Source organism: Ectothiorhodospira sp. PHS-1, assembly GCF_000225005.1.
In the GTDB taxonomy this organism is placed as follows: domain Bacteria; phylum Pseudomonadota; class Gammaproteobacteria; order Ectothiorhodospirales; family Ectothiorhodospiraceae; genus Ectothiorhodospira.
This window is the reverse complement of the sequence record NZ_AGBG01000004.1, coordinates 41,321-67,026: the sequence shown is the minus strand read 5'-3', so window position 1 is coordinate 67,026 and position 25,706 is coordinate 41,321. Positions and strand designations below refer to the sequence as shown.

The window sequence follows — 25,706 nt, the reverse complement described above, 5'->3', positions numbered from 1 at the left end:
GAGTTCAGGAATGAAGACCTTTAGCGCCAAGCCCGCTGAAGTCACCCGCGACTGGTACGTGGTTGATGCCTCCGGCAAGACCCTCGGCCGGCTCGCCAGCGAAGTGGCTCGCCGCCTGCGCGGCAAGCACAAGCCCGTGTATACCCCGCACGTGGATACCGGTGACTACATCGTGATCGTGAATGCCTCCAAGGTGCGCCTCAGCGGCAACAAGGAAACCGACAAGATGTACTACCGGCACACCGGTTACGTCGGTCACATGAAGTCCGCCAGCGCGCAGCAGATCCGTGAGAACGCCCCCGAGCGCCTCATTGAGATCGCGGTGAAGGGCATGCTGCCCAAGAATCCCCTGGGCCGGGCCATGTTCAAGAAGCTCAAGGTGTATGCCGGAGCCGAGCACAGCCACGCCGCCCAGCAGCCCCAGCCGCTGGAAATCTGAACAACACCCTGATCCGGCCGCCTTGCGTGGCCGGGCAGCACATAGAGCAGGTCAAGAGATGGCAACAACCCAGAACTACGGAACCGGACGCCGCAAAGAGGCTTCTGCGCGGGTTTTTCTGCGCCCCGGCAAGGGCGAGATCACCGTCAACAACAAGCCCCTGGACGTCTACTTCGGGCGTGAGACCTCCCGCATGGTGGTCCGTCAGCCGCTGGAAGTGGCCGAAAGCCTGGATCGTTTCGATATCGTGGCCACGGTGAAGGGCGGCGGTGCCAACGGTCAGGCCGGTGCCATCCGTCTGGGTATTGCCCGCGCTCTGGTGGAATACGACGAGAAGCTGCGCGGCGCCATGCGCACCCACGGCTTCATGACCCGCGACGCCCGTCAGGTCGAGCGTAAGAAGGTCGGTCTGCGCAAGGCACGTCGCGCGACTCAGTTCAGCAAGCGCTGATCCCCGACGACGGGAACGGCTTGCAGTCACCCCGGGGCTATCCATCAGGATAGTCTCGTGGGGGATGGTTTTTCGGTTTTTATTTCGGGGCTTGATTCAACACCCCGTCATGCTGTAGATTTACGCCTCGGTTTTATTGGGGGATCGTCTAGCGGTAGGACTACGGACTCTGACTCCGTCAACCCAGGTTCGAATCCTGGTCCCCCAGCCATATCCACGAAAAAGGCCCCCATGCGGGGCCTTTTTCGTGGATGTGATTCAGGGCGTCACCAGGTTCGAGTCTGGAAGGTTCGACGTGTGCGGCGCAGCCGCACCGAACGTCGCGCGGAGCGCGGCGGACGGAATAGCGCTATTCCGTCACTCCCGCGAAAGCGGGAGTCCATGGACGCAGCCCGGGAACTGGATTCCCGCCTACGGGGGAACGACGAAGCTCAAGAGACGAAGTCCAAGGGACGCGTCCTCTGCTGCCGATGCCGTCTGAACATTGGCCGTGGATGATAGACTGCCCGATACCCGGGCATCCGATGGAACAAAACCCCGCATGCTGACCCTGAATAACCGCCCCAACCCCGCTGCCGCGCCCACCCTCGACCAAGTGGTCGAACTGATCCCCGATGCTTTCGTAATCTTCGACGGCGACCATCGCCTGCTGGCCGCCAATGCGGCGGCCCTGCGCTGTCTGTCCCTCTCCCGCGAGGATCTGCGGGGGATGGGCTGTCATGAATTCTTTCAGGGGGTGCCGGGTGACTGTGCCGGGGAGGGGGACTGTCCACTGATCACCGCGGGATCCGCGACGGAGCCTCTTTCGGTGCAGATCCCGGGCGGACGGGGGCGCCGGCGTCTGAGCGTCCGGATTTCCCGGGGGCGGGGCGAGCACGGCGACTTTTTCGGTCTGCTGCTGCATCCCGACCCGGAAGCGGCCCCCGCATCACCGGAGGGGGCGCGCCTGGTGGGGCAGTCCCTCCCCATGCTGGAGCTGATGCGGATGGTGGAGCGGGTGGCACCCACCAGTGCCACCGTATTGCTGCTGGGGGAGAGCGGCGTGGGCAAGGAGCGGGTGGCGGATTATCTGCACCACTGTTCCGGTCGCGCCCAGGGGCCGTTGGTGGTGGTGGACTGTTCCACTCTGGGGGAACAGATCATCGAGGCGGAGCTGTTCGGCTATGAAAAGGGCGCCTTCACCGGCGCGGACCGGCGCAAGGTCGGCCTGTTCGAGGCGGCCCAGGGGGGGACGCTGTTCATCGACGAGGTGGGGGAGTTACCCCTGTCCATGCAGAGCAAGCTGTTGCGGGTGCTGGAAACCTCCCGTATCCGCCGGGTGGGCGGCACCGATTACATCCCGGTGGATGCCCGGGTGGTGGCCGCCACCCACCGGGACCTGGCGGCCATGGTGGCCCAGGGTGGGTTCCGGGAAGACCTCTATTACCGCCTGTCCGCCTTTCCGGTCTTCATTCCCCCCCTGCGGGAGCGGCGGGAAGACGTCATCGCCCTGGCGGAACATTTTCTGCGGCAGGCGGACGGTGGGGCACTGCATCTGCCCCTGTCCGTGCCGGTGGCCGATCTGCTGGTGTCCTATCACTACCCGGGCAATGTGCGCGAGCTGAAGAACATCATGACCCGGGCGGCGATCCTGGCTGGTACCGGGCCGTTGCTGCCCGAACACATCGCTTTCCAGTCTCAGGCCGGCGAAGCGGTGTCGGTGGCCTCCCCGCGTCGTGGTTCCCGTGGCGTCTGCACCGAAGCCGGTGTCCGCGCGGCGCTGGCGGCCACCGGTGGCCACCGTGCGGAAGCCGCCCGGCACCTGGGCGTCAGTGAGCGCACCCTCTATCGCTATCTGGAAAAATTTCAGATCCGGGTGTAGGGGGGGGGCACGGGCGGCGTCCGCGACCGGGGGCATCCGCTTGGATGTTTCAAAAAAACAACAATCTCCATTTCTGTCATGACGTGTCATGACATTGTCATGCGCTATGTCATGGTGTGTTGTTTTTTTACACTATTAAAATCAGTGGGTTAGTGTTTGGCACGGCTTCTGCTTAGTGGTAATCGGCTGACACGGTCAGACCCTTATACAACAAAGCTCTGCAGAGGAACGTAAACATGCAAAAGAAAGTGCTCGTATTCGCAGTAGCCGCGGCCATGGGCCTGCCCGCCGCCGCCATGGCCGACACCACCCTGTACGGCCGTCTGAATGTGTCCATGGACCGGGTCAACGATGGTGACGCCTCCAGCCACCAGATTGCCTCCAACGCCTCCCGCATCGGTGTGCGCGGTTCCGAGGACCTGGGCGCGGGCCTGCGCGGCGTGTTCCAGATGGAAGCTGGCTTTGATGCCGCCAACGGTGGTGGTGAACTGGCTACCCGTAATACCTATCTGGGTGTGGCCAGCGAGTTCGGTGAAGTGCGCCTGGGCCGTCACGACACCCCCTACAAGATCTCCACCCTGCGTCTGGACCCCTTCGCCGATACCCTGGGTGACTACAACTCCATCATGGGTTCCTTCAATGGCGCCCCCACGGCCTTTGAAAATCGCCATCGTAACACCGCGATTTACCTGAGCCCCAACTTCGACGGCCTGCAGTTCATGGCTTCCTACACCACGGATACTCGCGCTAATGGCGATACCCGTTTTGGTAACACTGGAGTCATCGGATTGGACCCGGCTGGTAATCCTGTTACCGGCGTTCTTGCTGATGAAGCCAACGAGCAAAACGCCTTCTCCTTGGCCGGTACCTTCACCCAGGGTCCGATGTACGTGGCCGTGGCCTATGAGCAGCTGAATGACTGGGCCGGCACCGGCGATGACGGCAAGGCCTGGAAGGTCGGCGGCGCCTACACCATCGACGCCCTGACCCTGAGCGCCATGTATGAAAACATCGACTCCGGTATCACTGGGCTGGGTGATCGTGACGCCTTCTTCCTGAGCGCCAAGTACCAGTTCGGTCAGGCCTATGTGATGGGCACCTACGCCAATGCGGGCGACGACGATCGTGACGATAGCGGCGCTCAGCTGTTCGCCATCGGCGCCGGCTACGATCTGACCCGCCGCACCGGCCTGTATGCCACCTACGCCACCGTGCGCAATGATGACAATGCTGTGTACGAGCTGGGTGGCAACGCCACCGGCAAGAGTAAGGGTGTGGTGCCTGCCGCTGCTGGTGAAAACGCCTGGGGCTTCCAGGTCGGCGTGACCCACAACTTCTAATCATCGGTCCCATACCGATGGCATTGCCCAAGGTCGCCTGACCGGAAGGCATGCACTGGAAGTTCAAAGGGTGCGGAGGGAAACCTCCGCACCCTTTTTGCTTTTCCCCGCCTCTCACCTCATCCCGGCCGGGGTGCTAGAATAGGTGCCCCTCCCGCAGTGATCCCCGCCAGCCATGACCGCAAGTACCCGCATCCGCGAAATCCCCTATAACTACACCTCCTACTCCGACCGCGAGATCGTCATCCGCTTCCTCGGCGAAGGCATGTGGGACGTGCTCAACGAACTGCGCGCCCGCCGGCGCACCGGCGTCTCCGCCCGGATGCTGTTCGAGGTGCTGGGGGACATGTGGGTGGTCACCCGCAACCCCTATATCCAGGACGACCTGCTGGGTAACCAGAAGCGACTCACCGCCCTGATCCACGCCCTGGATCACCGGGTGGACCAGATCATCGCCCGGGCCGAGGGCAATCAGCTGGCCCTGGACCTGGCGGAACAGGCCCGTCAGGCGGTACGCCGCTTCGAGGCCTGGTTCCCGGAACAAAAGGCCCTGCGCGCCCGTGCCCGCCGCCTGCTGGGCAAGGTCACCCGCAAGGACAACATCCACTTCGACGGCCTGGCCCGGGTCTCCCATGTCACCGACGCCACCGACTGGCGCGTGGAACTGCCCTTCGTGGTCATCACCCCGGATTCCGAGGCGGAGATGGCCGGGGTCATCCAGACCTGCTTTGAACTGGGTCTGACCGTCATTCCCCGGGGGGGCGGCACCGGCTACAACGGCGGCGCCGTGCCCCTGACCGCCGATGCCGCGGTCGTCAACACGGAAAAGCTCGAAGCCCTCAGCGAGGTGGAGTTCGTGGAGCTGCCCGGGGTGGAAGGCCCCGTGGCCACCCTCCGCGCCGAGGCCGGGGTGGTGACCCGCCGGGTGTCCGAGGCCGCGGGGCGCGCCGCCCATGTGTTTGCCGTGGACCCCACCTCCCAGGATGCCTGCACCATCGGCGGCAACATCGCCATGAACGCCGGCGGCAAGAAGGCGGTGCTCTGGGGCACGGCCCTGGACAACCTGGTGTCCTGGCGCATGGTCACCCCGGAGGCCCGCTGGATCCAGGTGGAACGCCTCAACCACAACCTGGGCAAGATCCACGATCAGGAGACCGTGAGCTTTCGCATCACCCGGTTCCAGGCCGACGGCGTGACCCCCGACGGAGAACCCCAGGTCATCTCCTTCCCGGGCCGGGCCTGCCGCAAGGTGGGGCTGGGCAAGGACGTCACCGACAAGCGCCTGCAGGATCTGCCGGGGATTCAGAAGGAAGGCTGCGACGGCCTGATCACCTCCGCCGTGTTCGTGGTCCATCGCATGGCGGCCCACATGCGCACCATCAGCCTGGAGTTCTACGGCACCGATCTGCACGAGGCGGTGCCCGCCATCGTCGAGATCAAGGACGCCCTGGAGGCCGACCCCAAGGTGCAGCTGGCCGGGCTTGAACACCTGGACGAGCGCTATGTGCGCGCCGTGGGCTATACCCCGAAGGGGGCGCGCCGGGAGCGGCCCAAGATGGTGCTCCTGGCGGACATCGCCAGTGATGACGAGGAGGCGGTGGGCCTGGCCGCCTCGAAGATGGTGCGTCTGGCCAATGCCCGCAACGGCGACGGCTTCATCGCCGTGAGCCCCGAGGCCCGCCAGCGGTTCTGGGCCGACCGTAGCCGGACCGCCGCCATTGCCGCCCATACCAACGCCTTCAAGATCAACGAGGACGTGGTGATCCCCCTGGACCGGCTGGCGGAGTACAGCGAGGGGATCGAGCGCATCAACATCCACCAGTCCCTCACCAACAAGCTGCGCATGGCCGACGAGATCCTGGCCTGCCTGGGCAAGGATCACCGCGCACTGCTGGAATCCCTGGCCCTGGGCAGCGAGGAGGCCCGGGGCTGGTTCGAGGGGCTGCGCCGGGCCGCGGAAGACCATGTGCAGGCGGTGCGGGGGCGCTGGCAGGCCATCCTGGACCACCTGGAGAGCGACGCCGTGGCCATGGACGACCTGCTGGACGCGCCGTCCCGGGCGGACCGCCGCCCCGGCGACCGGCTGATCCAGCTGCTGTTGCGTCGCAGTCTGGTGATCTCCTACCGGCGGGAGATCGAGGCTCGGTTGTGGGAGATCTTCGACGGTCGGGACCTGGAACCGGTGCGCCGGAGCATCCAGGCCATCCACGACCGGGTGCTCACCAGCCGGCTGTTCGTGGCCCTGCACATGCATGCCGGTGACGGCAACGTGCACACCAACATCCCGGTCAATTCCAACGACTACGCCATGATGCACGAGGCCGAGCGCATCGTGGATCAGGTGATGGCCCTGGCCCGGGAGCTGGGCGGCGTCATCTCCGGGGAGCACGGCATCGGCCTGACCAAGATCCAGTACCTGGGGGAACCAGAGCTCAAGGCCTTTGCCGACTACAAGCGCCGGGTGGACCCCATGGACCGCTTCAACCGGGGCAAGCTGCAGGCCGGTTCCGGGCTGTCCCGGGCCTATACCCCCTCCCTGCGCCTGGTGCAGGAGGAGGCCCTGATCCTGGAGCAGAGCGAACTGGGGGCACTCAACGACGACATCCGCGACTGCCTGCGCTGCGGCAAGTGCAAGCCCGTCTGCACCACCCATGTGCCCCGGGCCAACCTGCTGTACTCGCCCCGCAACAAGATCCTGGCCACGGGCCTGATCATCGAGGCCTTCCTCTACGAGGAGCAGACCCGTCGCGGCCTGTCCCTGCGTCATTTCGATGAACTCAACGACGTGGCGGACCACTGCACCATCTGTCACCGCTGCCTCAAGCCCTGTCCGGTGAATATCGATTTCGGGGACGTGACGGCCCGCATGCGACGCATCCTCAAGGCCCGCGGCCAGCGCCGGACCAGTCTGGCGGCCAAGGTCTCCATGGCCTTCCTCAACATCAAGGACCCGGCCACCATCAAGCTGATGCGCACGGCCCTGGCCCAGTGGGGCTTTGCCGGACAGCGCCTGGGGCACCGGATGTTCCAGCGCCTGGGCCTGCTGGACGATGGTCGGCCCGCCGCCACCACGGGACCGGCACCGATCCCCGCCCGGGTCATCCACATGGTGAGAAAGCCCCTGCCGGCGGGTCTGCCCTCGCGCACCACCCGGGCCATGCTGGGGCTGGAAGACCCCAGTCACGTGGCCATCGTACGGGACCCGGCGGTGGCGCCGGAGCAGAGCGAGGCGGTGTTCTATTTCCCCGGCTGCGGCTCGGAGCGCCTGTTCAGCCAGGTGAGCCTGGCCACCCTGGCCATGCTCTACCGCACCGGTGCCCAGACGGTGCTGCCGCCGGGGTATCTGTGCTGCGGCTACCCCCAGGAATCCGCCGGCGAGGAGGCCAAGGGCAGGGCGATCACCACCGAGAATCGGGTACTGTTCCATCGGGTGGCCAACACCCTGAACTATCTGGACATCAAGACGGTGGTGGTGTCCTGCGGCACCTGCATGGATCAGCTGCTGAAATACGAGTTCGAGCGCATCTTCCCCGGTTGCCGGTTGCTGGACATCCATGAGTATCTGATGGAGAAGGGGGTGACGCTGGAAGCCGCGCCGGGGGTGGAATACCTGTATCACGATCCCTGCCATTCCCCCATGAAGACCCACGCGCCGCTGCAGGTGGCGGGGAATCTGCTGGGCCGGCCGGTGACCCTGTCGGACCGCTGCTGCGGCGAGGCGGGGACCTTTGCGGTGAGTCGCCCGGATGTGGCCACCCAGGTGCGGTTCCGCAAGCAGGAGGAAATCCACAAGGGCATCACGTCGCTGACCGGCGCGCCGGTGGCCGCCGGCGGCAATGTGAAGTTGCTGACTTCCTGCCCGGCCTGTCAGCAGGGGTTGTCCCGCTACCGGGAAGATACCGGGACCGAGGTGGACTATATCGTGGTGGAGATGGCCAATGCCCTGCTGGGAGACCAGTGGCAGGCCCGCTTCATCGAGCAGGCCCGCAGCGGGGGTATCGAGAAGGTACTGCTCTGACAAAAAAGCCCCTCTCCCCTTGCGGGAGAGGGGTTGGGGTGAGGGGAAAACGGAAAACCCCCTCAGGTCAGGGTTTTCACCCCGTCCTTGCCGCCCAGAATCAGCACATCCGCCGGGCGCCGGGCAAAGATGCCCACGGTGACCACGCCGGCAATCTGGTTGATCTCCGTCTCCAGGGCCACCGGATCGGTCATGTCCAGGTTGAACACATCCAGGATCAGGTTGCCGTTGTCGGTGGTGAAGCCGTGACGCAGTTCCGGTTGCCCGCCCAGCTTGAGCATGGCCCGGCCCACGTGGCTGCGGGCCATGGGAATGACCTCCACCGGCAGGGGGAAGGTGCCCAGCACGTTCACCAGCTTGGAGTCGTCGGCGATGCAGACGAAGCGCTCGCTGGCGGCCGCCACGATCTTTTCCCGGGTGAGGGCGCCGCCGCCCCCCTTGATCAGGTGCAGGTGCCGGGTGGCCTCGTCGGCGCCGTCCACGTACAGGGGAATGGGGCCGACGGCGTTCAGGTCCAGCACCGGGATGCCGTGACCGCGCAGGCGCTCGGCGCTGGCCTCGGAGGAGGCCACGGTGCCGTCGATGCGGCCCTTCATCTTCGCCAGCAGGTCGATGAAATGATTGGCGGTGGAGCCGGTGCCGATGCCGACGACCATGCCGTCTTCCACGTATTCCAGGGCCGCTTCGGCGGCGGCCTTCTTCATCTGATCTTGATTGCTCATGAGGATGCCTCCTTGGTTGTCGGGGGGGATTCTACATGAGTGGGCCGGCACCGCGCCCCCGCGGGCATCTTGCCGGGGATGGACTCGCCCCTGTATCTTCAGATGATGTCAGCCTATCCCTACCTGCAGAAGATACTCACCGCCCGGGTCTACGACGTGGCGCGAGAAACCCCACTGGACCTGATGCCCACGCTCTCCCGGCGCCTGGGCAACCGCATCCTGCTCAAGCGCGAGGACCTGCAACCGGTCTTCTCCTTCAAGTTGCGCGGCGCCCATAACAAGATCGTCCAGTTGTCCGAGGAAGCCCGCCGCAAGGGGGTCATCGCCGCCTCCGCCGGCAACCATGCCCAGGGGGTGGCCCTGTCGGCCAAGACCCTGGGCATCAAGGCGGTGATCGTCATGCCCGCCACCACTCCCTCCATCAAGGTGGACTCGGTCCGCGCCCTGGGGGCCAAGGCCATCCTCCACGGGGATTCCTACGACGATGCCTATGCCCATGCCCTGGAACTGATCGAGAAGCATGGCTACACCTTCGTCCATCCCTTCGATGATCCCGATGTGATCGCCGGCCAGGGCACCATCGCCATGGAACTGCTGCGTCAGCATCCCGACCCCCTGGAGGCGGTGTTCGTCAGCGTGGGCGGCGGCGGCCTGATCGCCGGCATGGCGACCTATATCAAGGCCCTGCGGCCCGATATCCGGGTGATCGGGGTCGAGCCCCAGGATGCCGCCTGCATGCAGCAGGCCCTGGAAAAGCAGCAGCGGGTGGTGCTGGACCAGGTGGGCATCTTCGCCGACGGGGTGGCCGTGCGTCAGGCGGGTGAGGAGAACTATCGCCTGGCCCGGGACCATGTGGACGAGATCCTGCTGGTCTCCACCGACGAGATCTGTGCCGCCATCAAGGACATCTTCGATGACACCCGGGTGATGGCCGAGCCGGCCGGTGCCCTGGCCATCGCGGGCATCAAGAAATATGTGGAACGGGAAGGGCTCAGGGGCGTCTGTCTGGCCGGGGTGCTCAGCGGCGCCAACATCAACTTCGATCGCCTGCGTCACGTGACCGAACGGGCCGAACTGGGGGAGCAGCGGGAAGCCCTGTTCGCCGCCACCATTCCGGAGCGGCCGGGCAGTTTCCGGGCCTTTTGCAAGGCCATCGGCAAGCGCGGGATCACCGAGTTCAACTACCGCTACGCGGATACCGAGCAGGCCCACATTTTCGTCGGGGTCCAACTCAGCGGCGGCGAGACGGAACGCCGGACCCTGCTGCAGGATCTGCGCGACAAGGGCTACCCCATCGAGGATCTGAGCGACAACGAGGTGGCCAAGGTCCATCTGCGCCACATGGTGGGCGGGCACTCGGCCCGGGCAGGGGACGAGATCGTCTACCGCTTCGAGTTTCCCGAGCGCCCGGGGGCACTGATGAACTTCCTCGCCCACATGGGGCAGGACTGGAACATCAGTCTTTTCCATTATCGCAACCATGGCGCCGCCTACGGCCGGGTGCTGGTGGGCATGCAGGTGCCGGACCAGGACAAGGCCCGGCTTGAGGGGTTCCTCAAGGACTTGGGGTATGTCCACTGGGAGGAGACCGATAACCCGGTCTACCGGCTGTTCCTGGGCTGATCCGCCGGCCGGGTCTTACCCGCGCTTGCCCAGGGCCTCCTCGTTGAAGGCCTCATCGATGGTGGTGATGATCTTCTCCACCATGCGAAAGCCCGCCACCGGGGCGTCGTCGGCCATGTATTTCAGGCGCAGGGGGCTGAGCACCTTCACGGCGGCGCTGCGTTCCACCTCCCCCTGTCCCGTGCCCGCCGCGTCCAGGGTGCCCAGGGCGGCGATGATCTCCCCGGCGATGGCGTGCCTGTGCGTCCCGCGCCGCGCCCGCTCCAGGGTGTCCTCGGGCATGCCGTCCAGCAGATCGAATCCCGCGTGGGCGTCCAGGTAGATGATGAGTTCGTTCAGGGTCATGGGCATCGGCCTCCTGAATGGGTCATGTCGATCTTCTGTTTCCCGGGGGAGAAAGAAGGGCCGGGGACGAGAGGGCAAGCAGGTTGTGAGAACAGCAGGATGTTAGTCCGCCATGGACAGAATGAATTCCCACTGCGCCTCGGTCACCGGCATGATGGAGAGCCGGTTGCCCCGCCTGACCAGGGGCATGTCGCTCAGCGCGGGGGCCGCCTTCAGGTCCGCCAGGGGAATGACGTCCCTGAACTTGCGTTCAAAGCCCACGTCCACCCGATACCAGCGGGGGTTGTCCGGGGTACTGCGCGGGTCATGGTAGGTGTGTTCCGGGTCCCAGGCGCTGTCGTCCGGATAGCCGGCCCGCACGATCCTCAGGATGCCGACGATGCCGGGGACCTTGCAGTTGGAATGGTAGAAAAAGGCCAGGTCGCCTTCTTGCATCTCGTCCCGCATCATGTTGCGGGCCTGGTAGTTGCGCACCCCTTCCCAGGGTTCCACCCGCACCCGTTCCAGGTCGTCGATACCGAAGACATCCGGTTCGGACTTCATCAGCCAGTAGGACATGGGCAATCCTTAGTGTTCAATTCGGGGTGGGGCCGGCAGGTGATCAGGCCCTGTTCGGTCACCACCGCGTGCAGGGGCACGTCCCAGGACGCATGGGGCAGCGCCGTCACTTCCTGAAAAGCATAGGCCATTCCCACCAAATGGGGGCGGCGCCAGTGACGGTGGCGGTTGAGATGGCGGAAGGTGGTGTCATAGAAGCCGCCACCCATGCCCAGCCGGTTTCCCCGGCGATCGAAGCCCACCAGGGGGGTGATGACCAGATCCAGGTGACGGGCCGGCAGGCAGCGGCGGCGGCGAACGGGGGGTTCGGGAATGCCGAAGCGATTGGGAATCAGGGGCGTATGGGGTTCCCAGGCCACGAACCAGAGCAGCCGGGGGTGAAGTGGTGCCAGCACCGGCAGGTAGAGGTCCTTGCCGGCGGCGCGGGCGGCCCGGACCAGCGGGCCGGGGTCGGCCTCGCCCCGGTCGGGCAGGTAGACGGCGATGCGCCGGGCGGCGCTGAACAGGGGGTGGTGGATCAGGTGCCTGGCCATGGCACGGGCATGCCGGGCCCGTTCGGCCGGGGAGAGCGCCAGACGCCGGGCGCGAAGCTGTCTGCGTAGGTCGGCGCGTGTCATGGAAATGAAGAGGGCACGCTCCGAGAGTGCCGTGGCGAGCTTTCGACCTTGAACCAGGGGTTCAAGTGGGGGCCGACGCGATCTCTACAGGCTTTCCGCTACGGGGCGGACATGCACAACAAGACATCGCAGAATGGCTCCCGGGGTAGTTGATTAGGCTCAAGGATATTACCCAGCCGCTCACGCACACCTCAGAGGTGCCCAAACCGTAAAACCTTTTTTCGTGGCCCCGCCGCCGGGACCGTACATCATGAATCCGTCGATCGTTCGTGTTGCAGTACCGAATCCACCCGTTCCTGCAGGGCGCGCATGCGCTGATCCAGGCCGGCGTTCTGCCGCTTCAGGGCCAGCAGTTCATGGGCAATGTTCAGGGCCGCCATCACGGCGATCCGGTCTCCGCCCACGACCTTGCCGCCATCGCGGATTTCCTTCATCCGGCGATCCAGCAGGCTGGCCGAGGCAATCAGGGCATTGCGCTCATCTTCAGGGCAGGCCACCCGGTATTCCTTGCCCAGAATCTGAACCGTGACCGGTTCAGAGCGGGGTTCCGTCATACCGCCTGCTCCATGGACTTCAATCGGTTGATCATCGACTCCACCTTCATGCGTGCCTGCTCACCCCGTTCCGAGAGCTGGGCCCGTTCCGCCAGCAGCAGTTCGTTCTGGCGGCGCAGCCTGAGGTTCTCGTCCCGCAGCAGTTCGCAGACCCGCAGCAACGCCTCGACCCGGGACTCCAGGTCTTTCAGGGCGGAATCCGCCGAGGCATTGTGAGCGGTGTATGTCATGGGCTCAATACTAGGACTCCGCCTCGGGGCCGTCAACAAGGATCGGCGGCGGCATGGTGCTGGCGCCGTCGGGCTTGCTAGACTACGTCCATGTATCGGATCCCGGCCCCGGAGGTCCGGCCACCACGACTGGAGAGCCTTGCCCCATGATGCCCGATTATCAAGCCTTACAGGATGCCCTGCGGGGGGCGGGCGCCACGGCCGATGCCGCCGAGGCCCACGGCACGCTCTGCGGCATGCTCAGTGCCAATCTGGGGTCCGGCGAGGTGCGCTGGCTGCAGGAGATCTTTCCCGAGGCCGGCGAGACGCCGCCGCCGGAAGGGGAGGCCCGGCGCCTGCTGGATGAAGTCTTTGCCGAAACCCGCACCCAACTGGCCGATGCCCTGCTCGGGTTCCAGATGCTGTTGCCGGACGAGGACGATGCCCTTTCCACCCGGGTGGACGCCCTGGGGCACTGGTGCCAGGGCTTCCTCTATGGTCTGGCGGTGGCCGGCGTCACCGACCCGGCCAAGCTGCCCGCCGATTCGGCGGAAATCCTCAAGGATCTTTCCGATATTGCCGGCGCCGGTTTCGAGGTGGACGACGACGAGGCCAGCGAGACCGCCTATGTGGAGATCCTGGAATACGTGCGGGTGGGCGTGCTGCTGGTGAGCGAGGAACTGCAGCCCCTCAAGGGCCCCTCCCGCCTGCAGTGACCCCCCTGTTGATGACCCGGAACCCAAAGCCATCGCCATGAAAGAATTCGCCCGTCGCCGTCGCCAGCTCATGCGTGCCATGGGGGAGGGCGGCATCGCCGTCATCCCCGCCGCACCGGTCCGGGTGCGCAATCATGACGTGGAATATCCCTACCGTCAGGACAGCGATTTTCTCTATCTCACCGGCTTTACCGAGCCGGAGGCGGTGGCGGTGCTGGTGCCCGGCCGACCCCAGGGGGAGTACATCCTGTTCTGCCGGGAACGGGACAAGGAAAAGGAGACCTGGCATGGCCGCCGGGCCGGACAGGAAGGGGCGGTTGAGCGCTTCGGCGCCGACGATTCCTTCCCCATCGGCGACATCGGCGAGATCCTGCCCGGGCTGCTGGAGAACCGGGAGCGGGTCTACACCACTTTGGGTCGCCATCCGGAGTTCGACCGCAAGTTGATCGACTGGGTCAACGGCATCCGTGAACGGGCCCGCACCGGCGTCCACCCCCCCCATGAGTTCGTGGCTCTGGAATACCTGCTCCATGACATGCGCCTGTTCAAGTCGGCCACCGAACTCAAGGCCATGAAGGAGGCCGCCCGGGTCACCAGTCGTGCCCATCAGCGCGCCATGGCCGCCTGCCGGCCGGGGCTGTGGGAGTATCAGCTGGAAGCGGAGCTGCTGTACGAGTTCCGCCGGGCGGGGACCGAACCCGCCTACGCCTCCATCGTGGGCGGCGGTGTCAACGGCTGCATCCTGCACTACACCGAAAACAACGAGCGGCTCAGGGACGGTGATCTGGTCCTGATCGACGCCGGCTGCGAGTACCAGGGTTATGCGGCGGACATCACCCGCACCTTTCCGGTGAACGGACGCTTCACCGAGCATCAGCGCCAGGTCTACGAGGTGGTGCTGGAGGCCCAGGCGGCGGCCATCGCCCAGGTGGTCCCCGGCAATCACTGGGATGATCCCCATGCAGCGGCGGTGAAGGTGCTCACCAAGGGGCTGGTGCACCTGGGATTGCTTAAGGGGCGGCCTTCCCGCCTGATCAAGGACGGCGCCTATCGTCGCTTCTACATGCACCGCACCGGCCACTGGCTGGGGCTGGACGTGCATGACGTGGGGGACTACAAGGTGGGCGAGGCATGGCGTTTGCTGGAGCCGGGCATGGTGATGACCATCGAGCCGGGCCTGTACCTGCCGGCCACGGAGAAGGGCGTGCCCAAGCCATTCCGTAATATCGGCATCCGCATCGAGGATGACGTGGCGGTGACCCGGGCCGGACATCAGGTCCTCACCGAAGATTGCCCCAAGGGCGTCGACGAGGTTCAGGCCCTGGTGGGTTCCGGCAACTGAAACAACCCGGTGCCGGGATCGGCACGCGGAGGACGCGGTGCAGAACAGCGATTTCGATATCCTGATCGCCGGCGGCGGCATGGTGGGCGCCACCCTGGGGCTGGGCCTGGCGGACAGCGGTTACCGGGTGGGCATCATCGAGGCGCAGCCTCCCGGCGCTCCGGGGCAACCCAGTTATGACGAGCGGGCCACGGCCCTGTCCTGGGGTTCCCGATGTATCCTGGAGCGTCTGGGCCTGTGGGCGGATCTGGCGCCCCATGCCGAACCGATCCGTCGCATCCACGTCTCCCAGCGGGGGTATTTCGGCAACGTGCGCCTGGACCACCGGGAAGAAGGCGTGGAGGCACTGGGTTACGTGATCGTCAACCGGGTGCTGGGGCAGGTCCTGCAGACGGCCCTGGCCGCGGCGCCCGTCACCCTGATGACGCCGGCGCGGGTGACCGGGTACACCGGCCATGATGACCATCTGGCGGTGCAGGTGAGTCTGGACCAGGTTGCCACGCCGATTCGGACCCGTCTGCTGGTGGGCGCGGACGGCACCCGGTCCGTGGTTCGTAACCTAGCCGGCATCGACATCCACGAGAGTGACTATGGTCAGGTGGGCATCATCGCCAATCTCTCCACCGAGCTGGATCACCGGGGAACGGCCTTCGAGCGTTTCACCGACGAGGGGCCGGTGGCGCTGCTGCCCCTGAGTCCCGCCGAGGACGGCAGTCCCCGCTGTGCCCTGGTCTGGGTCCGTCCGGTCCATCGGCTCGATGAGACGCTGGCCTGGGATGACGGGCATTTTCTGCGGGTCCTTCAGGACCGTTTCGGTCATCGCCTCGGACGCCTGCGCCGGGTGGGGACGCGGGTTGCCTATCCCCTGACCCGGGTGCGTGCCGTCCGGGATACGGACGCCCGGCTGGTGCTGGTGGGCAATGCCTCCCACACCATCCACCCCGTGGCCGGCCAGGGCTTCAATCTGGCACTGCGGGACGTGGATACCCTGGCGGATCTGCTGTGCCGGGCCGGGCGGGAGGTCTCGGACCCCGGTGACGCGGGGCTGTTGCAGCGCTATGCCGCCCGGCGCCGGCCGGACCTGGACCGGGTGACGGGCGTGACCGATGCCCTGGCCCGGCTCTTCACCACGCCGGGGTTCGGGCATGTCCGGGGAGCGGCCCTGGTGGCCCTGAACCTGTGCGGCCCGCTGCGGCACGGGGTGGCGCGGGCGGGGATGGGATTGTAGATGTTCGGAACCGATGAACAAGGAGCCTCCATGTCGGCAACCTCCTGTGACGTCCTCATCGCCGGCGGCGGCATGGTGGGAGCCGCCCTGGCCCTGAGCCTGGCCCGCGGCGGTCTTGCCGTGGCCCTGGTGGAGCTGCGCCCACCGACCCCCTTTGCCCCGGACAGCGGGCATGACCTGCGGGTATCCGCCATCAATCGCGCCTCCCAGCGCCTGTTCCGGGCGCTGGGAGTGTGGGAAGGGATGCGGGCCATGCGGGTCAGCCCCTATCAGGCCATGGAGGTCTGGGATGCGGGCGGCAGTGGCTGCATCCGTTTCGAGGCCCGGGAGCTGGGGGAGCCGGATCTGGGACATATCATCGAGAACCGGGTGGTTCAGCGCGCACTCTGGGATGCCCTGGACGCGGCGCCGGGGGTGACCCGATTCTGCCCGGATGCCGTGACCCACCTGGACATCGGTGCCCGTGAGGCCCGGGTGACGCTGGAGAGCGGGGCCCGGATCACGACATCGCTGGTGGTGGGCGCCGACGGCGCCCGCTCCCGCATCCGCGAGATGGCCGGAATCGATCTGGACAGTCGGCGCTACGGTCAGCAGGCCCTGGTGGCCACGGTGCGCACCGCCTTACCCCATCAGGAGACCGCCTGGCAGCGTTTCCTGCCCACCGGCCCGCTGGCCTTCCTGCCCCTGTCGGACGGCCGCTGCTCCGTCGTCTGGTCGGCCGATGATGAACGGGCCGAGCAGTTGCGGGATCTGGATGACGTCGCCTTCCGCGAGGCCTTGGCGGAAGGTCTGGACCATCGTCTGGGGGCGGTGGTGGAGAGCAGTCAGCGGGCGGCCTTTCCGCTGCGGGGCTCCCAGGCCCGTCACTATGTGCGTCCCCGGCTGGCACTGGTGGGGGATGCGGCCCACACCATTCATCCCCTGGCCGGACAGGGGGTGAATCTTGGGTTCCAGGATGCCCGGGCCCTGGCCGGGGTGCTGCTGCATGGGGCGGTGGGGGATCCGGGGGAATTCCGCGTGCTGCGTCGTTACGAGCGCGCCCGGCGGGGAGACAATGTCATCATGATGCGTGCCATGGAGTGCTTCCGCTACGGCTTCGGCAGCGCGCTGCCGCCGCTGGCCCTGGGGCGGAATCTGGGCCTGATGCTGGCGGATCGCGCCGGCCCGCTGAAAAGGACCTTGGCCAGACGGGCCCTGGGGCTGGATTCACCGAACCTGCCGTACTCGCCTGGTTAGGCTACCCTACGGTGGACCGATCGCGAGCATCCGTTTTGCTGTTTCAACCTTCAGGGGCGTGCTGCCATGAGAGAATTCTGGGATAACCGCTATTCGGGAACGGAGTATGTCTACGGCACCGCGCCCAATGCCTATTTGCTGGCCCATCACCCCCTCTACCAGCCGGGCCAGAGCGTGCTGGCCGTGGGGGATGGGGAAGGGCGCAACGGGGTCTGGCTGGCCGGTCGGGGGCTGTCGGTGACGGCGGTGGATTTTTCCCAGCAGGCCCTGGCCAAGGCCCAGGCCCTGGCCCAGCACCAGGGGGTGACCCTGGAGACGATCTGGGCCGATCTGGTGGGCTGGAAGTGGCCCAGGGCGCGGTACGACCACATCATTTCCATCTATCTGCACCTGCCCCCGACCCAGCGGCGCCAGGTGCATCAGGCCATGCTGGAGGCCCTCAAGCCCGGTGGCCTGTTGCTGATGGAGGCCTTTCACCCGGAGCAGATGGATTATCACAGCGGCGGTCCCCGAGACCCGGGCATGCTCTACAACGGGGTGATGCTGCGGGAGGATTTTGTCGGTGGCGAGTTCATGGAACTGGCGGAGTTGGCCGTCGAACTGGACGAGGGGCCGGGGCATCGGGGCCGCGCGGCGGTGACCCGCGCCCTGATCCGGCGACCGGATGTCTGACGCAGGGGCCGAAAAGGCAGTTCCGGTTCCGGCACGCCTGGGGTATAGTTCACCCCTTGATAGGGATGCCCCCGGCATCCTCGGCAGCGTGGGAGAGACCTCCCTCACCGGAGGCGCCGAAGGCGCAACTTCCGCCCGGAAACGCTCAGGCAAAAGGACCGCGCTGCCCGATATCGACTCTGGAGAGTGGTCCGACAGACCCACCGAAGGGGATCATCCGCCACGGATGTAATCTCTCAGGTTTCAGGACAGAGGGGCGGCCGATACCCGAGACAGGGTGTCGGCCGCCCCTTTTTCATTTTGACCGGGAGTCGAAGATGACATTACGCCGCACCACATTGCACGCCACCCACGAGGCCGCCGGTGCCCGCATGGTGGATTTTGCCGGCTGGTCCATGCCCGTTCACTACGGTTCCCAGATCGACGAGCATCACGCCGTGCGTCGTCATGCCGGCATGTTCGATGTCTCCCACATGACCGTGGTCGACGTGGACGGCCCCGGTGCCCGCGATTACCTGCGCCACCTGCTGGCCAATGACGTGGACAAGCTCAAGGCCGCCGGACGCGCCCTCTACAGCTGCATGCTCAATCCGGAAGGGGGCGTGCTGGACGATCTCATCACCTATCGTCGCGCCGACGGCTACCGGGTCGTGGTCAATGCCGCCACCCGGGACAAGGACCTGGCCTGGATGCGCGACGTGGCCGCCAGGCTCTCCGGCACCCTTGCCCCGGTGGAGATCCGCGAGCGGGACGATCTGGACATGATCGCCGTGCAGGGGCCGGCGGCCCGAGATCTGTGCCTGCCCCTGCTGCCGGAGTCCCTGCGGGCGCCGGCCGAGGCCCTGACTCCCTTTACCGCCACGGAAGACGGGGACTGGTTCGTGGCCCGGACCGGCTACACCGGCGAGGACGGCTTTGAAGTCATCCTGCCCGCGACCGCCACCCCGAGCTTCTGGCAGGCCCTGGCCGCGGCCGGTGTGCGTCCCATCGGTCTGGGCGCCCGGGATACCCTGCGCCTGGAAGCCGGCATGAATCTCTACGGCACCGACATGGACGAGCAGATCAGTCCCCTGGAGTCCGGCCTGGGCTGGACCGTGGCCTGGACGCCCGCCGACCGGGATTTCATCGGCCGTCAGGCCCTGGAGCGGCAGCAGGCCGACGGCGCGCACCGGCGCCTGGTGGGGCTGGTGCTGGAAGGGCGGGGCGTCCTGCGTGGCCACATGAGCGTCAGCGCCGGCGAGGCCGGGCAGGGCGAGACCACCAGCGGCAGCTTTTCCCCCACCCTGGGCGTGTCCATCGCCCTGGCCCGGATCCCGGCGGATGCCGGCGAGCGGGTGATGGTGGACATCCGTGGCAAGCAGGTCCCGGCGAAGGTGGTCAAGCCGCCGTTCGTGCGCCAGGGCAAGGCCCTGATCGATCTTTGATCTCGACGGTGTTCCGTCGAACCCGAACCCAATTTTTCCGAACCCCCGAACCCTTCATCAGGAGTCCCCATGAGCAACATCCCCGCAGAACTCAGATACGCCCCGTCCCACGAGTGGGTCCGCAAGGAAGCCGACGGCACCCTCACCATCGGCATCTCCGACCATGCCCAGGAACTGCTGGGTGATCTGGTGTTCGTGGAAACCCCGGAAGTGGGTGCCCACCTGGATGCCGGCGGTGCCTGTGCCGTGGTGGAGTCCGTCAAGGCCGCTTCCGACGTCTACGTCCCCGTTGCCGGTGAAGTGGTGGCCGTCAATGAACAACTCGCCGACAGCCCCGAACTGGTCAATGGCGATGCCTACGGCGACGGCTGGCTGTTCCGCATCAAGCCCGCCGATGCCGTTGCCGTGGAAGCCCTCATGGACGCCGACGCCTACGCCGCCCACCTGGAAGCGGAAGGCTGATCCCGGCCTTTCCTGATCCCCTTCACCCAGACCGCAGCGGAATCACCATGCCCTTCATTCCCCACACCGACGCCGACGTGCGCGAGATGCTGGCGGCCATCGGTGCCGACAGCATTGAGACCCTGTTCGACGAGATCCCCGCCGCCCTGCGGGTGGACGGACTCAACGCCATCCCGCCGGCCATCGGCGAGATGGAAATCACCCGGCTTATGGAAGATCGGGCTGCCCAGGATGTCATGGGCCTGAACTTCATCGGTGCCGGTGCCTACGAACACCACATCCCGGCGGCGGTCTGGCAGATCGTCACCCGGGGTGAGTTCTACAGTGCCTACACCCCCTACCAGGCCGAGGCCAGCCAGGGCACCCTGCAGGTCATCTACGAATATCAGTCCATGATGGCCGGCCTGACGGGGCTGCCCATTTCCAACGCCTCCCTGTATGACGGTGCCTCCGCCCTGTCCGAAGCGGTGCTCATGGCCGTGCGTGCCAACCGCCGCTCGAAGAGCCAGCGGGTGCTCATGCCCCTGACGGTGCACCCGGCCTACCGCAGCGTGACCCGTGGCATCGTGGCCAGTCAGGGCATCGAGATCGTGGATGTCCCGTTCGATCCGGCCACCGGTCGGGTCGATCCGGCTGCCCTGGAGGCCTTTGCCGGCGAGGACATCACCGCCCTGGTGATTCCCCAGCCCAACTTCTTCGGTGTGCTGGAGGAGGTGGACGCCCTCACCGACTGGGCCCATGCCAACGGCGCCCAGGCCATCGGCGTGGTCAATCCCGTCAGCCTGGCCCTGCTCACCCCGCCCGGGGCGTGGGGACGTCAGGGTGTGGACATGGTGGTGGGTGATGGTCAGCCCCTGGGGGCGCCCCTGTCCTCCGGCGGGCCTTACTTCGGCTTTTTGTGCTGCCGTAAGGAGCACGTGCGCCAGATGCCCGGTCGTATTGTCGGCCGCACCGTGGATGCGGACGGCCGCCCTGGTTTCGTGCTCACCCTCCAGGCCCGTGAACAGCATATCCGCCGTTCCAAGGCCACTTCCAACATCTGCACCAACCAGGGACTGGTGGTGACCGCCGCCACCATCCACATGGCCCTGCTGGGTCCGGAAGGGTTGGAGCGGGTGGCCGGGGCCTGCGTCGAGGGTTGTGGGTCGCTGGTGGCTCGGCTCAGGGAGCGGGGCTTCGAAATCCCGTTCACCGACGAGCGCTTCCACGAGTTCGTGTTGCGGGTGGGCGTGGACGGCGAGGCCCTGCTGGAGCGCATGGCGGCGGCCGGGGTGCTTGGTGGTCATGCCCTGGGGCGTGACTATCCCGAACTGTCCGATGCCATCCTGGTCTGTGTCACCGAGACCAAGACCGCGGCGGACCTGGATCGCTATGTGGCGGTGCTGGAGCGGGCGCGGGCGGACCTGGCGGGCTGATTCGGCATCGGCCCGGAATTCACCGGATGTCGAGGTCGGGCAGCTACACTCTGGATGTTCCAAAGCAGTCATTCCCGCGAAAGCGGGAATCCAGTCATGTGACCAACCAGCACGAGGACTCAAAACGATGGCCCGAATTACCCTGCAAGGCAATCCCATCAATACCAGCGGTGATCTGCCGAAGGTCGGCAGTGCCGCCCCCGCGTTCACCCTGGTGGACAAGGAACTCAACGACGTCAGCTTGAGCGACTTCGGCGGCAAGAAGAAGATCCTTTACATGGTCCCCAGCCTGGATACCGGGGTTTGTGCCCTGTCCACCAAGAAATTCAACGACTGGGTGGCGGATCGTGATGACGTGGTGGTGCTGGTGGTCTCCGCGGACCTGCCCTTTGCCCAGGGTCGTTTCTGCGGTGCCGAGGACGTGGACAAGGTGAAGACCCTGTCCATGATGCGTTCCCGCAACTTTGCCAAGGATTACGGCGTGTTGATCGTGGACGGTCCCCTGGCGGGCATCACCGCCCGGGCCCTGCTGGTGCTGGACACCCATGATCACGTGGTCCATGCCGAACTGGTGCCCGAGATCGCTCAGGAACCGGATTACGACGCGGCTTACGCGAAACTGGGCTGATTCGTCCCGGGCCGGTATTTCTGTGCGCGTCCCTGTCATTCCCGCTTTCGCGGGAATGACAGCAATAGGCTTTTTTAACTTCCCTCGGGGAGGGGCTGTCGACGCGTGCCCTGCAGACGGTGGCCGTCGGCGGTTTTCCCGGGGGAAGGAATTTTGAACTCATATCGAATGTCTTTGCAGGAGCCAGGCAATGCTGATCTTTGAACGTTCCCGTCCCGGTCGCCGGACCCCCAGCCAGGCCCCGGCCGGTCGCGCGGATGTCGCCGCGCTGCCCGAGCGCTTCCGGCGCCGTCGTCCGGCGCCGCTGCCGGAGGTGTCCGAACTGGACGTGGTGCGTCACTACACCCGCCTGTCCCAGAAAAACTTCTCCATCGACACCCATTTCTATCCCCTGGGGTCCTGCACCATGAAGTACAACCCCAGGGTGTGCAACAGCCTGGCCATGCTGCCGGGCTTCCTGCGTCGCCATCCTCACGCCCCCGAGTCGGTGAGTCAGGGCTTTTTGTCCTGCATGTTCGAACTGCAGGAGATGCTCAAGGACGTCACCGGCATGCAGGCTGTGTCCCTGACCCCCATGGCCGGGGCCCAGGGCGAGTTCGCCGGAGTGGCCATGATCCACGCCTATCACAAGGCCCGCGGGGATGAAGGTCGTACCGAGATCCTGGTCCCCGACGCCGCCCACGGCACCAACCCGGCCACCGCCACCATGTGCGGCTACGCCGTGCGCGAGATCCCCACCGACGCCTCCGGCGACGTGGACATGGAGGCCCTCAAGGCCGCCGTGGGGCCCGCCACCGCGGGGATCATGCTCACCAACCCGTCCACCCTGGGGGTGTTCGAGCGCCGCATTCACGAGATTGCCAAGGTGGTCCATGACGCCGGTGGCCTGCTGTACTACGACGGTGCCAACCTGAACGCCATTCTGGGCAAGGTGCGTCCCGGCGACATGGGCTTCGACGTCATCCACATGAACCTGCACAAGACCTTCTCCACCCCCCATGGGGGCGGTGGTCCCGGCGCCGGCGCGGTGGGTGTGAGCGAGCGGCTCAAGCCCTTCCTGCCCATCCCGGTGGTGGGCCGGGAAGGGGAACGTTATCGCTGGCTCACGGAGCGGGACCTGCCCCAGAGCATCGGCCGCCTGTCCGCCTTCGCCGGCAATGCCGGGGTGCTGCTGCGGGCCTACGTCTACATGCGTCTGCTGGGTCGGGAGGGCATGCCCAAGGTGGCGGACTACTCCACCCTGAACGCCAACTACGTGATGGCCCGTTTGCGGTCACTGGGCTATGACCTGGCCTTCCCGGAACGTCGTGCCACCCACGAGTTCATCGTCACCCTGCGACGTCAGGCCAAGGCGCAGGGCGTGACCGCCATGGACGTGGCCAAGCGTCTGCTGGACTACGGCTTCCATGCGCCCACCACCTATTTCCCCCTGCTGGTGCCCGAGTGCCTGTTGATCGAGCCCACCGAGACCGAAAGCAAGGAGACCCTGGACGCCTACGTGGAGGCCATGGCGAGGATCCTGGAAGAGGCGGCGGCCGAGCCCGAGAAGGTGAAGGGTGCTCCCTATACTCAGCCCAACCGGCGTTTTGACGAGGTGCGGGCCGCCAGGGAACTGGATGTGGCCTGGCACCCCGAGGCCGGCTGATGGCCTACGGCGGCAACCGGGGCCTGACCCGGATCATCAAGGCGGCCGGGTATTCCTGGAAGGGGCTGCACAGCACCTTCCGCCACGAGGCCGCCTTTCGTCAGGAGTTGCTGGCGATGATCGTCCTGGTGCCCCTGGCCCTGTGGCTGGGGGACAACGGCGTGGAGCGGGCCTTGCTGATCGGCAGCCTGTTCCTGATCCTCATCGTGGAGTTGCTGAATTCCGGGATCGAGGCGGCCATCGATCGCATCGGTCGGGATTACCATGATCTTTCGGCCCGGGCCAAGGACATGGGGTCGGCGGCGGTGCTGTTGTCCATCCTCCATGCCGTGGTGGTGTGGCTGCTGGTACTCCTGTAAGCCTCCGTGGGAGCCGGCCTGCCGGCGACTGGGTATTTCCCGCCGTTCGGGTCTACACTCAAGGACATCACAACAAGGGGCCGGCATCCGACCGGCCCCGCCGGTCCTTGCCACCACCATGGAGTGAAAGCCGATGTCGATGAAACTGCCCGCCACCCTGGCCGCCACCGCCCTGACCCTCGGTCTGGTTGCCGCCCCCCTTCAGGCCGATGAGGCCCCGGTGACCATGAACATCAAGGTCATGACCCTGGATACCGCCTCGCGGCTGGCCTGGGCCACCCTGGAGGCCTGCCGCGAGGCGGGCGTCAACGTGGCGGTCACGGTGGTGGACCGTGGCGGCAACACCCAGGTGGTCCTGCGGGACACCCTGGCGGTGGATCTCACCCTGGAGATCAGCCGACAGAAGGCCTATACGGCCATGTCCTTCAATGGCCCCCTGTCGGAGATGGAGGACCGCTTCACCAAGCCCTTCCAGGTGGGCAAGGTGGACGGTGTGGTGTTCTCCGCCGGCGGACTGCCGATCCATGCGGCGGGCCGGATCATTGGCGGCATCGGCGTGAGCGGCGCCCCGTCCGGGGAGACCGACGAGATGTGCGCCCGCAAGGGGCTGGACGAGATCCGGATGGATCTGGAAATGGTCCAGCCCTGAGCCGGGTTACTCTGCCCCCTGTGTCGAACAGGGGGCAGCACCGCCATGGCCGCCATCGAACGCCGCAGTATCTTCATGGCGTCTACACCAGGTATTGCTGCGACCGATGGCGGCCCGGATCGGTGTCCCCGTCCCCTGAAGATCGGGTGCTTAGCGACTCAGGCAGTCCACCAGGCTCTGCCCCAGGTTTTCCAGCAGCTGGAAATAGCTTCCCACGCCCGCCGGCAGGTCCGCGCCCAGCGGATCCAGCACGCCGGTGCGTGCCCCGGTGCCGTCGATCAGGGTTTCCACGATGGCCGGCCGGAACTGGGGTTCGCTGAAGACGCAGATGGCATCGGAATCCTGAATCCGCTGACGGATCTCCTGGATCCGGCGCGCACCCGCCGGGCGGGCGGGATCCACCGTCACCGAACCCGCCGGGGTCAGACCGTAGTGTCTTTCAAAGTACTGATAGGCATCGTGGAGCACGATGAAGGGACGTCCCCGCACCGGCTCCAGCCGGGCCTGAAGCGTCGCATCCAGGGTCTCCAGGCGGGCCAGGATGCGATCCCGGTTTTCCCCGTAGCGGTCAGCATGGTCGGGGTCCTTGTCGGCCAGGACGTCGGCCACATGGCGGACGATACGGGCCGCGTTCTCGGGCGATAACCAGACATGGCTGTCCACGTCATGGTGATGATCGTGACCATGGCTATGACTGTGACTGTGGCTATGACCATGGTTGTGGTCATGACCGTGGCCGTGGTCATGGCGATCCCAGATGCCTCCCTCCCGTAGTTCATGACGCACCAGGTGGGCGTCCTTGAGCAGGGTGACTTTTGTCACGGATTCCGGCAGTCTGGCCAGAGGCCGCTCCAGAAAACCTTCCAGGTCGCGGCCCACCCAGATCACCACCTGGGCCGACTGCAGATGCCGCATGTCCGAAGGACGCAGGGCGTAGTCATGGGGAGAGGCCCCGCCGGGCACCAGCAGCACCGGCTCTGCCACGCCTTCCATGATCCCGCTGACCAGATTGTGGATCGGGGGTATGCTGACCACGACCCGAGGGGCTGCCTGCAACACCGTCGGCAGGAGCATGACCAGTACCAGGGCCGTGAGGCCCGCAAGCAATCGGCGGCTGCGCATGGGTGAATGGACTCCATGGTTGATGTGGGTTATGTAATACTATAACAATCTTCCCGGAAAACACTTCCATC

At 66.0% G+C, this 25,706-nt stretch carries 25 protein-coding genes, 1 tRNA gene, 1 other RNA gene and 1 riboswitch; of the genes, 19 read left to right on the top strand and 8 right to left on the bottom strand.

The genetic code is table 11. The features are described from left to right. Positions 1 to 10: 10 nt before the first annotated feature. The 6 genes from rplM to ECTPHS_RS02715 all read left to right on the top strand — a co-directional run bounded on the left by rplM (position 11) and on the right by ECTPHS_RS02715 (position 8,109). Positions 11 to 439 carry a 50S ribosomal protein L13 gene (gene rplM / locus ECTPHS_RS02740; RefSeq protein ID WP_008931149.1) on the top strand — a complete coding sequence of 143 codons (429 nt, stop codon included), beginning with the start codon at positions 11 to 13 and terminating at the stop codon, positions 437 to 439. 58 nt (positions 440 to 497) lie between these two features. Next, positions 498 to 890 (top strand): 30S ribosomal protein S9, encoded by a 393-nt coding sequence (gene rpsI, locus ECTPHS_RS02735; RefSeq protein ID WP_008931148.1) that lies wholly within the window; start codon positions 498 to 500, stop codon positions 888 to 890. Between the two features lie 137 nt (positions 891 to 1,027). Continuing rightward, a tRNA-Gln gene (locus tag ECTPHS_RS02730) sits at positions 1,028 to 1,101 on the top strand. Between the two features lie 330 nt (positions 1,102 to 1,431). Further along, entirely contained in the window at positions 1,432 to 2,751 is a 1,320-nt protein-coding gene (locus ECTPHS_RS02725; protein ID WP_008931147.1) for a sigma-54-dependent Fis family transcriptional regulator, read from the top strand. A 236-nt stretch (positions 2,752 to 2,987) separates the two neighbouring features. After that, positions 2,988 to 4,091, top strand: a complete 1,104-nt coding sequence (locus ECTPHS_RS02720; RefSeq protein ID WP_008931146.1) for a porin — start codon at positions 2,988 to 2,990, stop codon at positions 4,089 to 4,091. 175 nt (positions 4,092 to 4,266) lie between these two features. Beyond that, positions 4,267 to 8,109 carry a DUF3683 domain-containing protein gene (locus ECTPHS_RS02715; protein WP_008931145.1) on the top strand — a complete coding sequence of 1,281 codons (3,843 nt, stop codon included), beginning with the start codon at positions 4,267 to 4,269 and terminating at the stop codon, positions 8,107 to 8,109. Positions 8,110 to 8,171: 62 nt separating this feature from the next. Here the strand turns inward: ECTPHS_RS02715 and rpiA are convergent, their stop codons facing one another. Then, positions 8,172 to 8,831 (bottom strand): ribose-5-phosphate isomerase RpiA, encoded by a 660-nt coding sequence (gene rpiA / locus ECTPHS_RS02710; protein WP_008931144.1) that lies wholly within the window; start codon positions 8,829 to 8,831, stop codon positions 8,172 to 8,174. 105 nt (positions 8,832 to 8,936) lie between these two features. On the opposite strand from rpiA, the gene ilvA reads away from it, so the two are divergent. Next, positions 8,937 to 10,454 carry a threonine ammonia-lyase, biosynthetic gene (gene ilvA, locus ECTPHS_RS02705; RefSeq protein WP_008931143.1) on the top strand — a complete coding sequence of 506 codons (1,518 nt, stop codon included), beginning with the start codon at positions 8,937 to 8,939 and terminating at the stop codon, positions 10,452 to 10,454. 15 nt (positions 10,455 to 10,469) lie between these two features. On the opposite strand, the gene ECTPHS_RS02700 is transcribed toward ilvA, so the two are convergent. From ECTPHS_RS02700 to ECTPHS_RS02680, 6 genes are all read right to left on the bottom strand, one after another. Continuing rightward, positions 10,470 to 10,799 carry a hypothetical protein gene (locus ECTPHS_RS02700; RefSeq protein ID WP_008931142.1) on the bottom strand — a complete coding sequence of 110 codons (330 nt, stop codon included), beginning with the start codon at positions 10,797 to 10,799 and terminating at the stop codon, positions 10,470 to 10,472. Between the two features lie 102 nt (positions 10,800 to 10,901). Beyond that, on the bottom strand, positions 10,902 to 11,357 hold the full coding sequence (locus ECTPHS_RS02695; RefSeq protein ID WP_008931141.1) for an EVE domain-containing protein: 456 nt from the start codon (positions 11,355 to 11,357) through the stop codon (positions 10,902 to 10,904). Next, positions 11,342 to 11,974: a 5-formyltetrahydrofolate cyclo-ligase gene (locus tag ECTPHS_RS02690; RefSeq protein ID WP_008931140.1), complete on the bottom strand. Its 633-nt coding sequence runs from the start codon at positions 11,972 to 11,974 to the stop codon at positions 11,342 to 11,344. Before ECTPHS_RS02690 ends, ECTPHS_RS02695 begins: the two co-directional genes overlap by 16 nt. Positions 11,975 to 11,988: 14 nt before the next feature. Next, positions 11,989 to 12,175, bottom strand: a non-coding RNA gene (gene ssrS, locus ECTPHS_RS14150) — 6S RNA. A gap of 47 nt (positions 12,176 to 12,222) precedes the next feature. Next, positions 12,223 to 12,528, bottom strand: coding sequence for a cell division protein ZapA (locus ECTPHS_RS02685; RefSeq protein ID WP_008931139.1), 306 nt, complete (start codon positions 12,526 to 12,528; stop codon positions 12,223 to 12,225). Next, a complete protein-coding gene (locus ECTPHS_RS02680) occupies positions 12,525 to 12,758 on the bottom strand; it encodes a TIGR02449 family protein (RefSeq protein ID WP_008931138.1) in 234 nt (77 codons plus the stop codon). The genes ECTPHS_RS02685 and ECTPHS_RS02680 overlap by 4 nt, the downstream gene beginning before the upstream one ends. Positions 12,759 to 12,904: 146 nt before the next feature. Here ECTPHS_RS02680 and ECTPHS_RS02675 point away from each other — a divergent pair, with 146 nt between their 5' ends. The 12 genes from ECTPHS_RS02675 to ECTPHS_RS02620 all read left to right on the top strand — a co-directional run bounded on the left by ECTPHS_RS02675 (position 12,905) and on the right by ECTPHS_RS02620 (position 24,513). After that, positions 12,905 to 13,453, top strand: a complete 549-nt coding sequence (locus tag ECTPHS_RS02675; RefSeq protein ID WP_008931137.1) for a UPF0149 family protein — start codon at positions 12,905 to 12,907, stop codon at positions 13,451 to 13,453. A 37-nt stretch (positions 13,454 to 13,490) separates the two neighbouring features. Continuing rightward, positions 13,491 to 14,795, top strand: a complete 1,305-nt coding sequence (pepP, locus tag ECTPHS_RS02670; protein ID WP_008931136.1) for a Xaa-Pro aminopeptidase — start codon at positions 13,491 to 13,493, stop codon at positions 14,793 to 14,795. A gap of 37 nt (positions 14,796 to 14,832) precedes the next feature. Next, a complete protein-coding gene (ubiH, locus tag ECTPHS_RS02665; protein WP_008931135.1) occupies positions 14,833 to 16,023 on the top strand; it encodes a 2-octaprenyl-6-methoxyphenyl hydroxylase in 1,191 nt (396 codons plus the stop codon). Between the two features lie 30 nt (positions 16,024 to 16,053). Then, positions 16,054 to 17,259, top strand: a complete 1,206-nt coding sequence (locus ECTPHS_RS02660; protein WP_040404884.1) for a UbiH/UbiF/VisC/COQ6 family ubiquinone biosynthesis hydroxylase — start codon at positions 16,054 to 16,056, stop codon at positions 17,257 to 17,259. A gap of 66 nt (positions 17,260 to 17,325) precedes the next feature. Beyond that, the gene (locus tag ECTPHS_RS02655; protein WP_008931133.1) at positions 17,326 to 17,931 is read left to right on the top strand and encodes a bifunctional 2-polyprenyl-6-hydroxyphenol methylase/3-demethylubiquinol 3-O-methyltransferase UbiG; all 606 of its coding nucleotides are present in this window, start codon (positions 17,326 to 17,328) and stop codon (positions 17,929 to 17,931) included. A 79-nt stretch (positions 17,932 to 18,010) separates the two neighbouring features. After that, positions 18,011 to 18,102: riboswitch (glycine riboswitch) on the top strand. A gap of 146 nt (positions 18,103 to 18,248) precedes the next feature. Continuing rightward, a complete protein-coding gene (gcvT, locus tag ECTPHS_RS02650; protein ID WP_008931132.1) occupies positions 18,249 to 19,355 on the top strand; it encodes a glycine cleavage system aminomethyltransferase GcvT in 1,107 nt (368 codons plus the stop codon). A gap of 69 nt (positions 19,356 to 19,424) precedes the next feature. Beyond that, positions 19,425 to 19,817, top strand: a complete 393-nt coding sequence (gene gcvH, locus ECTPHS_RS02645) for a glycine cleavage system protein GcvH (RefSeq protein WP_008931131.1) — start codon at positions 19,425 to 19,427, stop codon at positions 19,815 to 19,817. Positions 19,818 to 19,864: 47 nt separating this feature from the next. After that, positions 19,865 to 21,232, top strand: coding sequence for an aminomethyl-transferring glycine dehydrogenase subunit GcvPA (gene gcvPA, locus ECTPHS_RS02640; protein ID WP_008931130.1), 1,368 nt, complete (start codon positions 19,865 to 19,867; stop codon positions 21,230 to 21,232). A 127-nt stretch (positions 21,233 to 21,359) separates the two neighbouring features. Then, a complete protein-coding gene (gene tpx, locus ECTPHS_RS02635) occupies positions 21,360 to 21,860 on the top strand; it encodes a thiol peroxidase (protein ID WP_008931129.1) in 501 nt (166 codons plus the stop codon). 190 nt (positions 21,861 to 22,050) lie between these two features. Further along, positions 22,051 to 23,505 (top strand): aminomethyl-transferring glycine dehydrogenase subunit GcvPB, encoded by a 1,455-nt coding sequence (gene gcvPB, locus ECTPHS_RS02630; RefSeq protein WP_008931128.1) that lies wholly within the window; start codon positions 22,051 to 22,053, stop codon positions 23,503 to 23,505. Beyond that, the gene (locus ECTPHS_RS02625) at positions 23,505 to 23,864 is read left to right on the top strand and encodes a diacylglycerol kinase (protein ID WP_008931127.1); all 360 of its coding nucleotides are present in this window, start codon (positions 23,505 to 23,507) and stop codon (positions 23,862 to 23,864) included. The genes gcvPB and ECTPHS_RS02625 overlap by 1 nt, the downstream gene beginning before the upstream one ends. 133 nt (positions 23,865 to 23,997) lie before the next feature. Next, positions 23,998 to 24,513, top strand: coding sequence for a heme-binding protein (locus tag ECTPHS_RS02620; protein ID WP_050814189.1), 516 nt, complete (start codon positions 23,998 to 24,000; stop codon positions 24,511 to 24,513). Between the two features lie 150 nt (positions 24,514 to 24,663). Here ECTPHS_RS02620 and znuA read toward each other — a convergent pair whose 3' ends face one another. Further along, on the bottom strand, positions 24,664 to 25,635 hold the full coding sequence (gene znuA / locus ECTPHS_RS02615; RefSeq protein WP_008931125.1) for a zinc ABC transporter substrate-binding protein ZnuA: 972 nt from the start codon (positions 25,633 to 25,635) through the stop codon (positions 24,664 to 24,666). Between the last annotated feature and the right edge of the window lie 71 nt (positions 25,636 to 25,706).

Coding starts and splice junctions, on each gene's coding strand:
- gcvH (WP_008931131.1), top strand. CDS start 19,425: ATGAGCAACATCCCCGCAGAACTCAGATACGCCCCGTCCCACGAGTGG.
- ECTPHS_RS02620 (WP_050814189.1), top strand. CDS start 23,998: ATGTCGATGAAACTGCCCGCCACCCTGGCCGCCACCGCCCTGACCCTC.
- ECTPHS_RS02695 (WP_008931141.1), bottom strand. CDS start 11,357: ATGTCCTACTGGCTGATGAAGTCCGAACCGGATGTCTTCGGTATCGAC.
- rplM (WP_008931149.1), top strand. CDS start 11: ATGAAGACCTTTAGCGCCAAGCCCGCTGAAGTCACCCGCGACTGGTAC.
- ECTPHS_RS02675 (WP_008931137.1), top strand. CDS start 12,905: ATGATGCCCGATTATCAAGCCTTACAGGATGCCCTGCGGGGGGCGGGC.
- ECTPHS_RS02690 (WP_008931140.1), bottom strand. CDS start 11,974: ATGACACGCGCCGACCTACGCAGACAGCTTCGCGCCCGGCGTCTGGCG.
- ECTPHS_RS02720 (WP_008931146.1), top strand. CDS start 2,988: ATGCAAAAGAAAGTGCTCGTATTCGCAGTAGCCGCGGCCATGGGCCTG.
- ECTPHS_RS02655 (WP_008931133.1), top strand. CDS start 17,326: ATGAGAGAATTCTGGGATAACCGCTATTCGGGAACGGAGTATGTCTAC.
- gcvPA (WP_008931130.1), top strand. CDS start 19,865: ATGCCCTTCATTCCCCACACCGACGCCGACGTGCGCGAGATGCTGGCG.
- ECTPHS_RS02625 (WP_008931127.1), top strand. CDS start 23,505: ATGGCCTACGGCGGCAACCGGGGCCTGACCCGGATCATCAAGGCGGCC.
- ECTPHS_RS02685 (WP_008931139.1), bottom strand. CDS start 12,528: ATGACGGAACCCCGCTCTGAACCGGTCACGGTTCAGATTCTGGGCAAG.
- rpiA (WP_008931144.1), bottom strand. CDS start 8,831: ATGAGCAATCAAGATCAGATGAAGAAGGCCGCCGCCGAAGCGGCCCTG.
- ECTPHS_RS02715 (WP_008931145.1), top strand. CDS start 4,267: ATGACCGCAAGTACCCGCATCCGCGAAATCCCCTATAACTACACCTCC.
- tpx (WP_008931129.1), top strand. CDS start 21,360: ATGGCCCGAATTACCCTGCAAGGCAATCCCATCAATACCAGCGGTGAT.
- ECTPHS_RS02725 (WP_008931147.1), top strand. CDS start 1,432: ATGCTGACCCTGAATAACCGCCCCAACCCCGCTGCCGCGCCCACCCTC.
- ECTPHS_RS02700 (WP_008931142.1), bottom strand. CDS start 10,799: ATGACCCTGAACGAACTCATCATCTACCTGGACGCCCACGCGGGATTC.
- pepP (WP_008931136.1), top strand. CDS start 13,491: ATGAAAGAATTCGCCCGTCGCCGTCGCCAGCTCATGCGTGCCATGGGG.
- ECTPHS_RS02660 (WP_040404884.1), top strand. CDS start 16,054: ATGTCGGCAACCTCCTGTGACGTCCTCATCGCCGGCGGCGGCATGGTG.
- ilvA (WP_008931143.1), top strand. CDS start 8,937: ATGTCAGCCTATCCCTACCTGCAGAAGATACTCACCGCCCGGGTCTAC.
- gcvPB (WP_008931128.1), top strand. CDS start 22,051: ATGCTGATCTTTGAACGTTCCCGTCCCGGTCGCCGGACCCCCAGCCAG.
- rpsI (WP_008931148.1), top strand. CDS start 498: ATGGCAACAACCCAGAACTACGGAACCGGACGCCGCAAAGAGGCTTCT.
- znuA (WP_008931125.1), bottom strand. CDS start 25,635: ATGCGCAGCCGCCGATTGCTTGCGGGCCTCACGGCCCTGGTACTGGTC.
- gcvT (WP_008931132.1), top strand. CDS start 18,249: ATGACATTACGCCGCACCACATTGCACGCCACCCACGAGGCCGCCGGT.
- ECTPHS_RS02680 (WP_008931138.1), bottom strand. CDS start 12,758: ATGACATACACCGCTCACAATGCCTCGGCGGATTCCGCCCTGAAAGAC.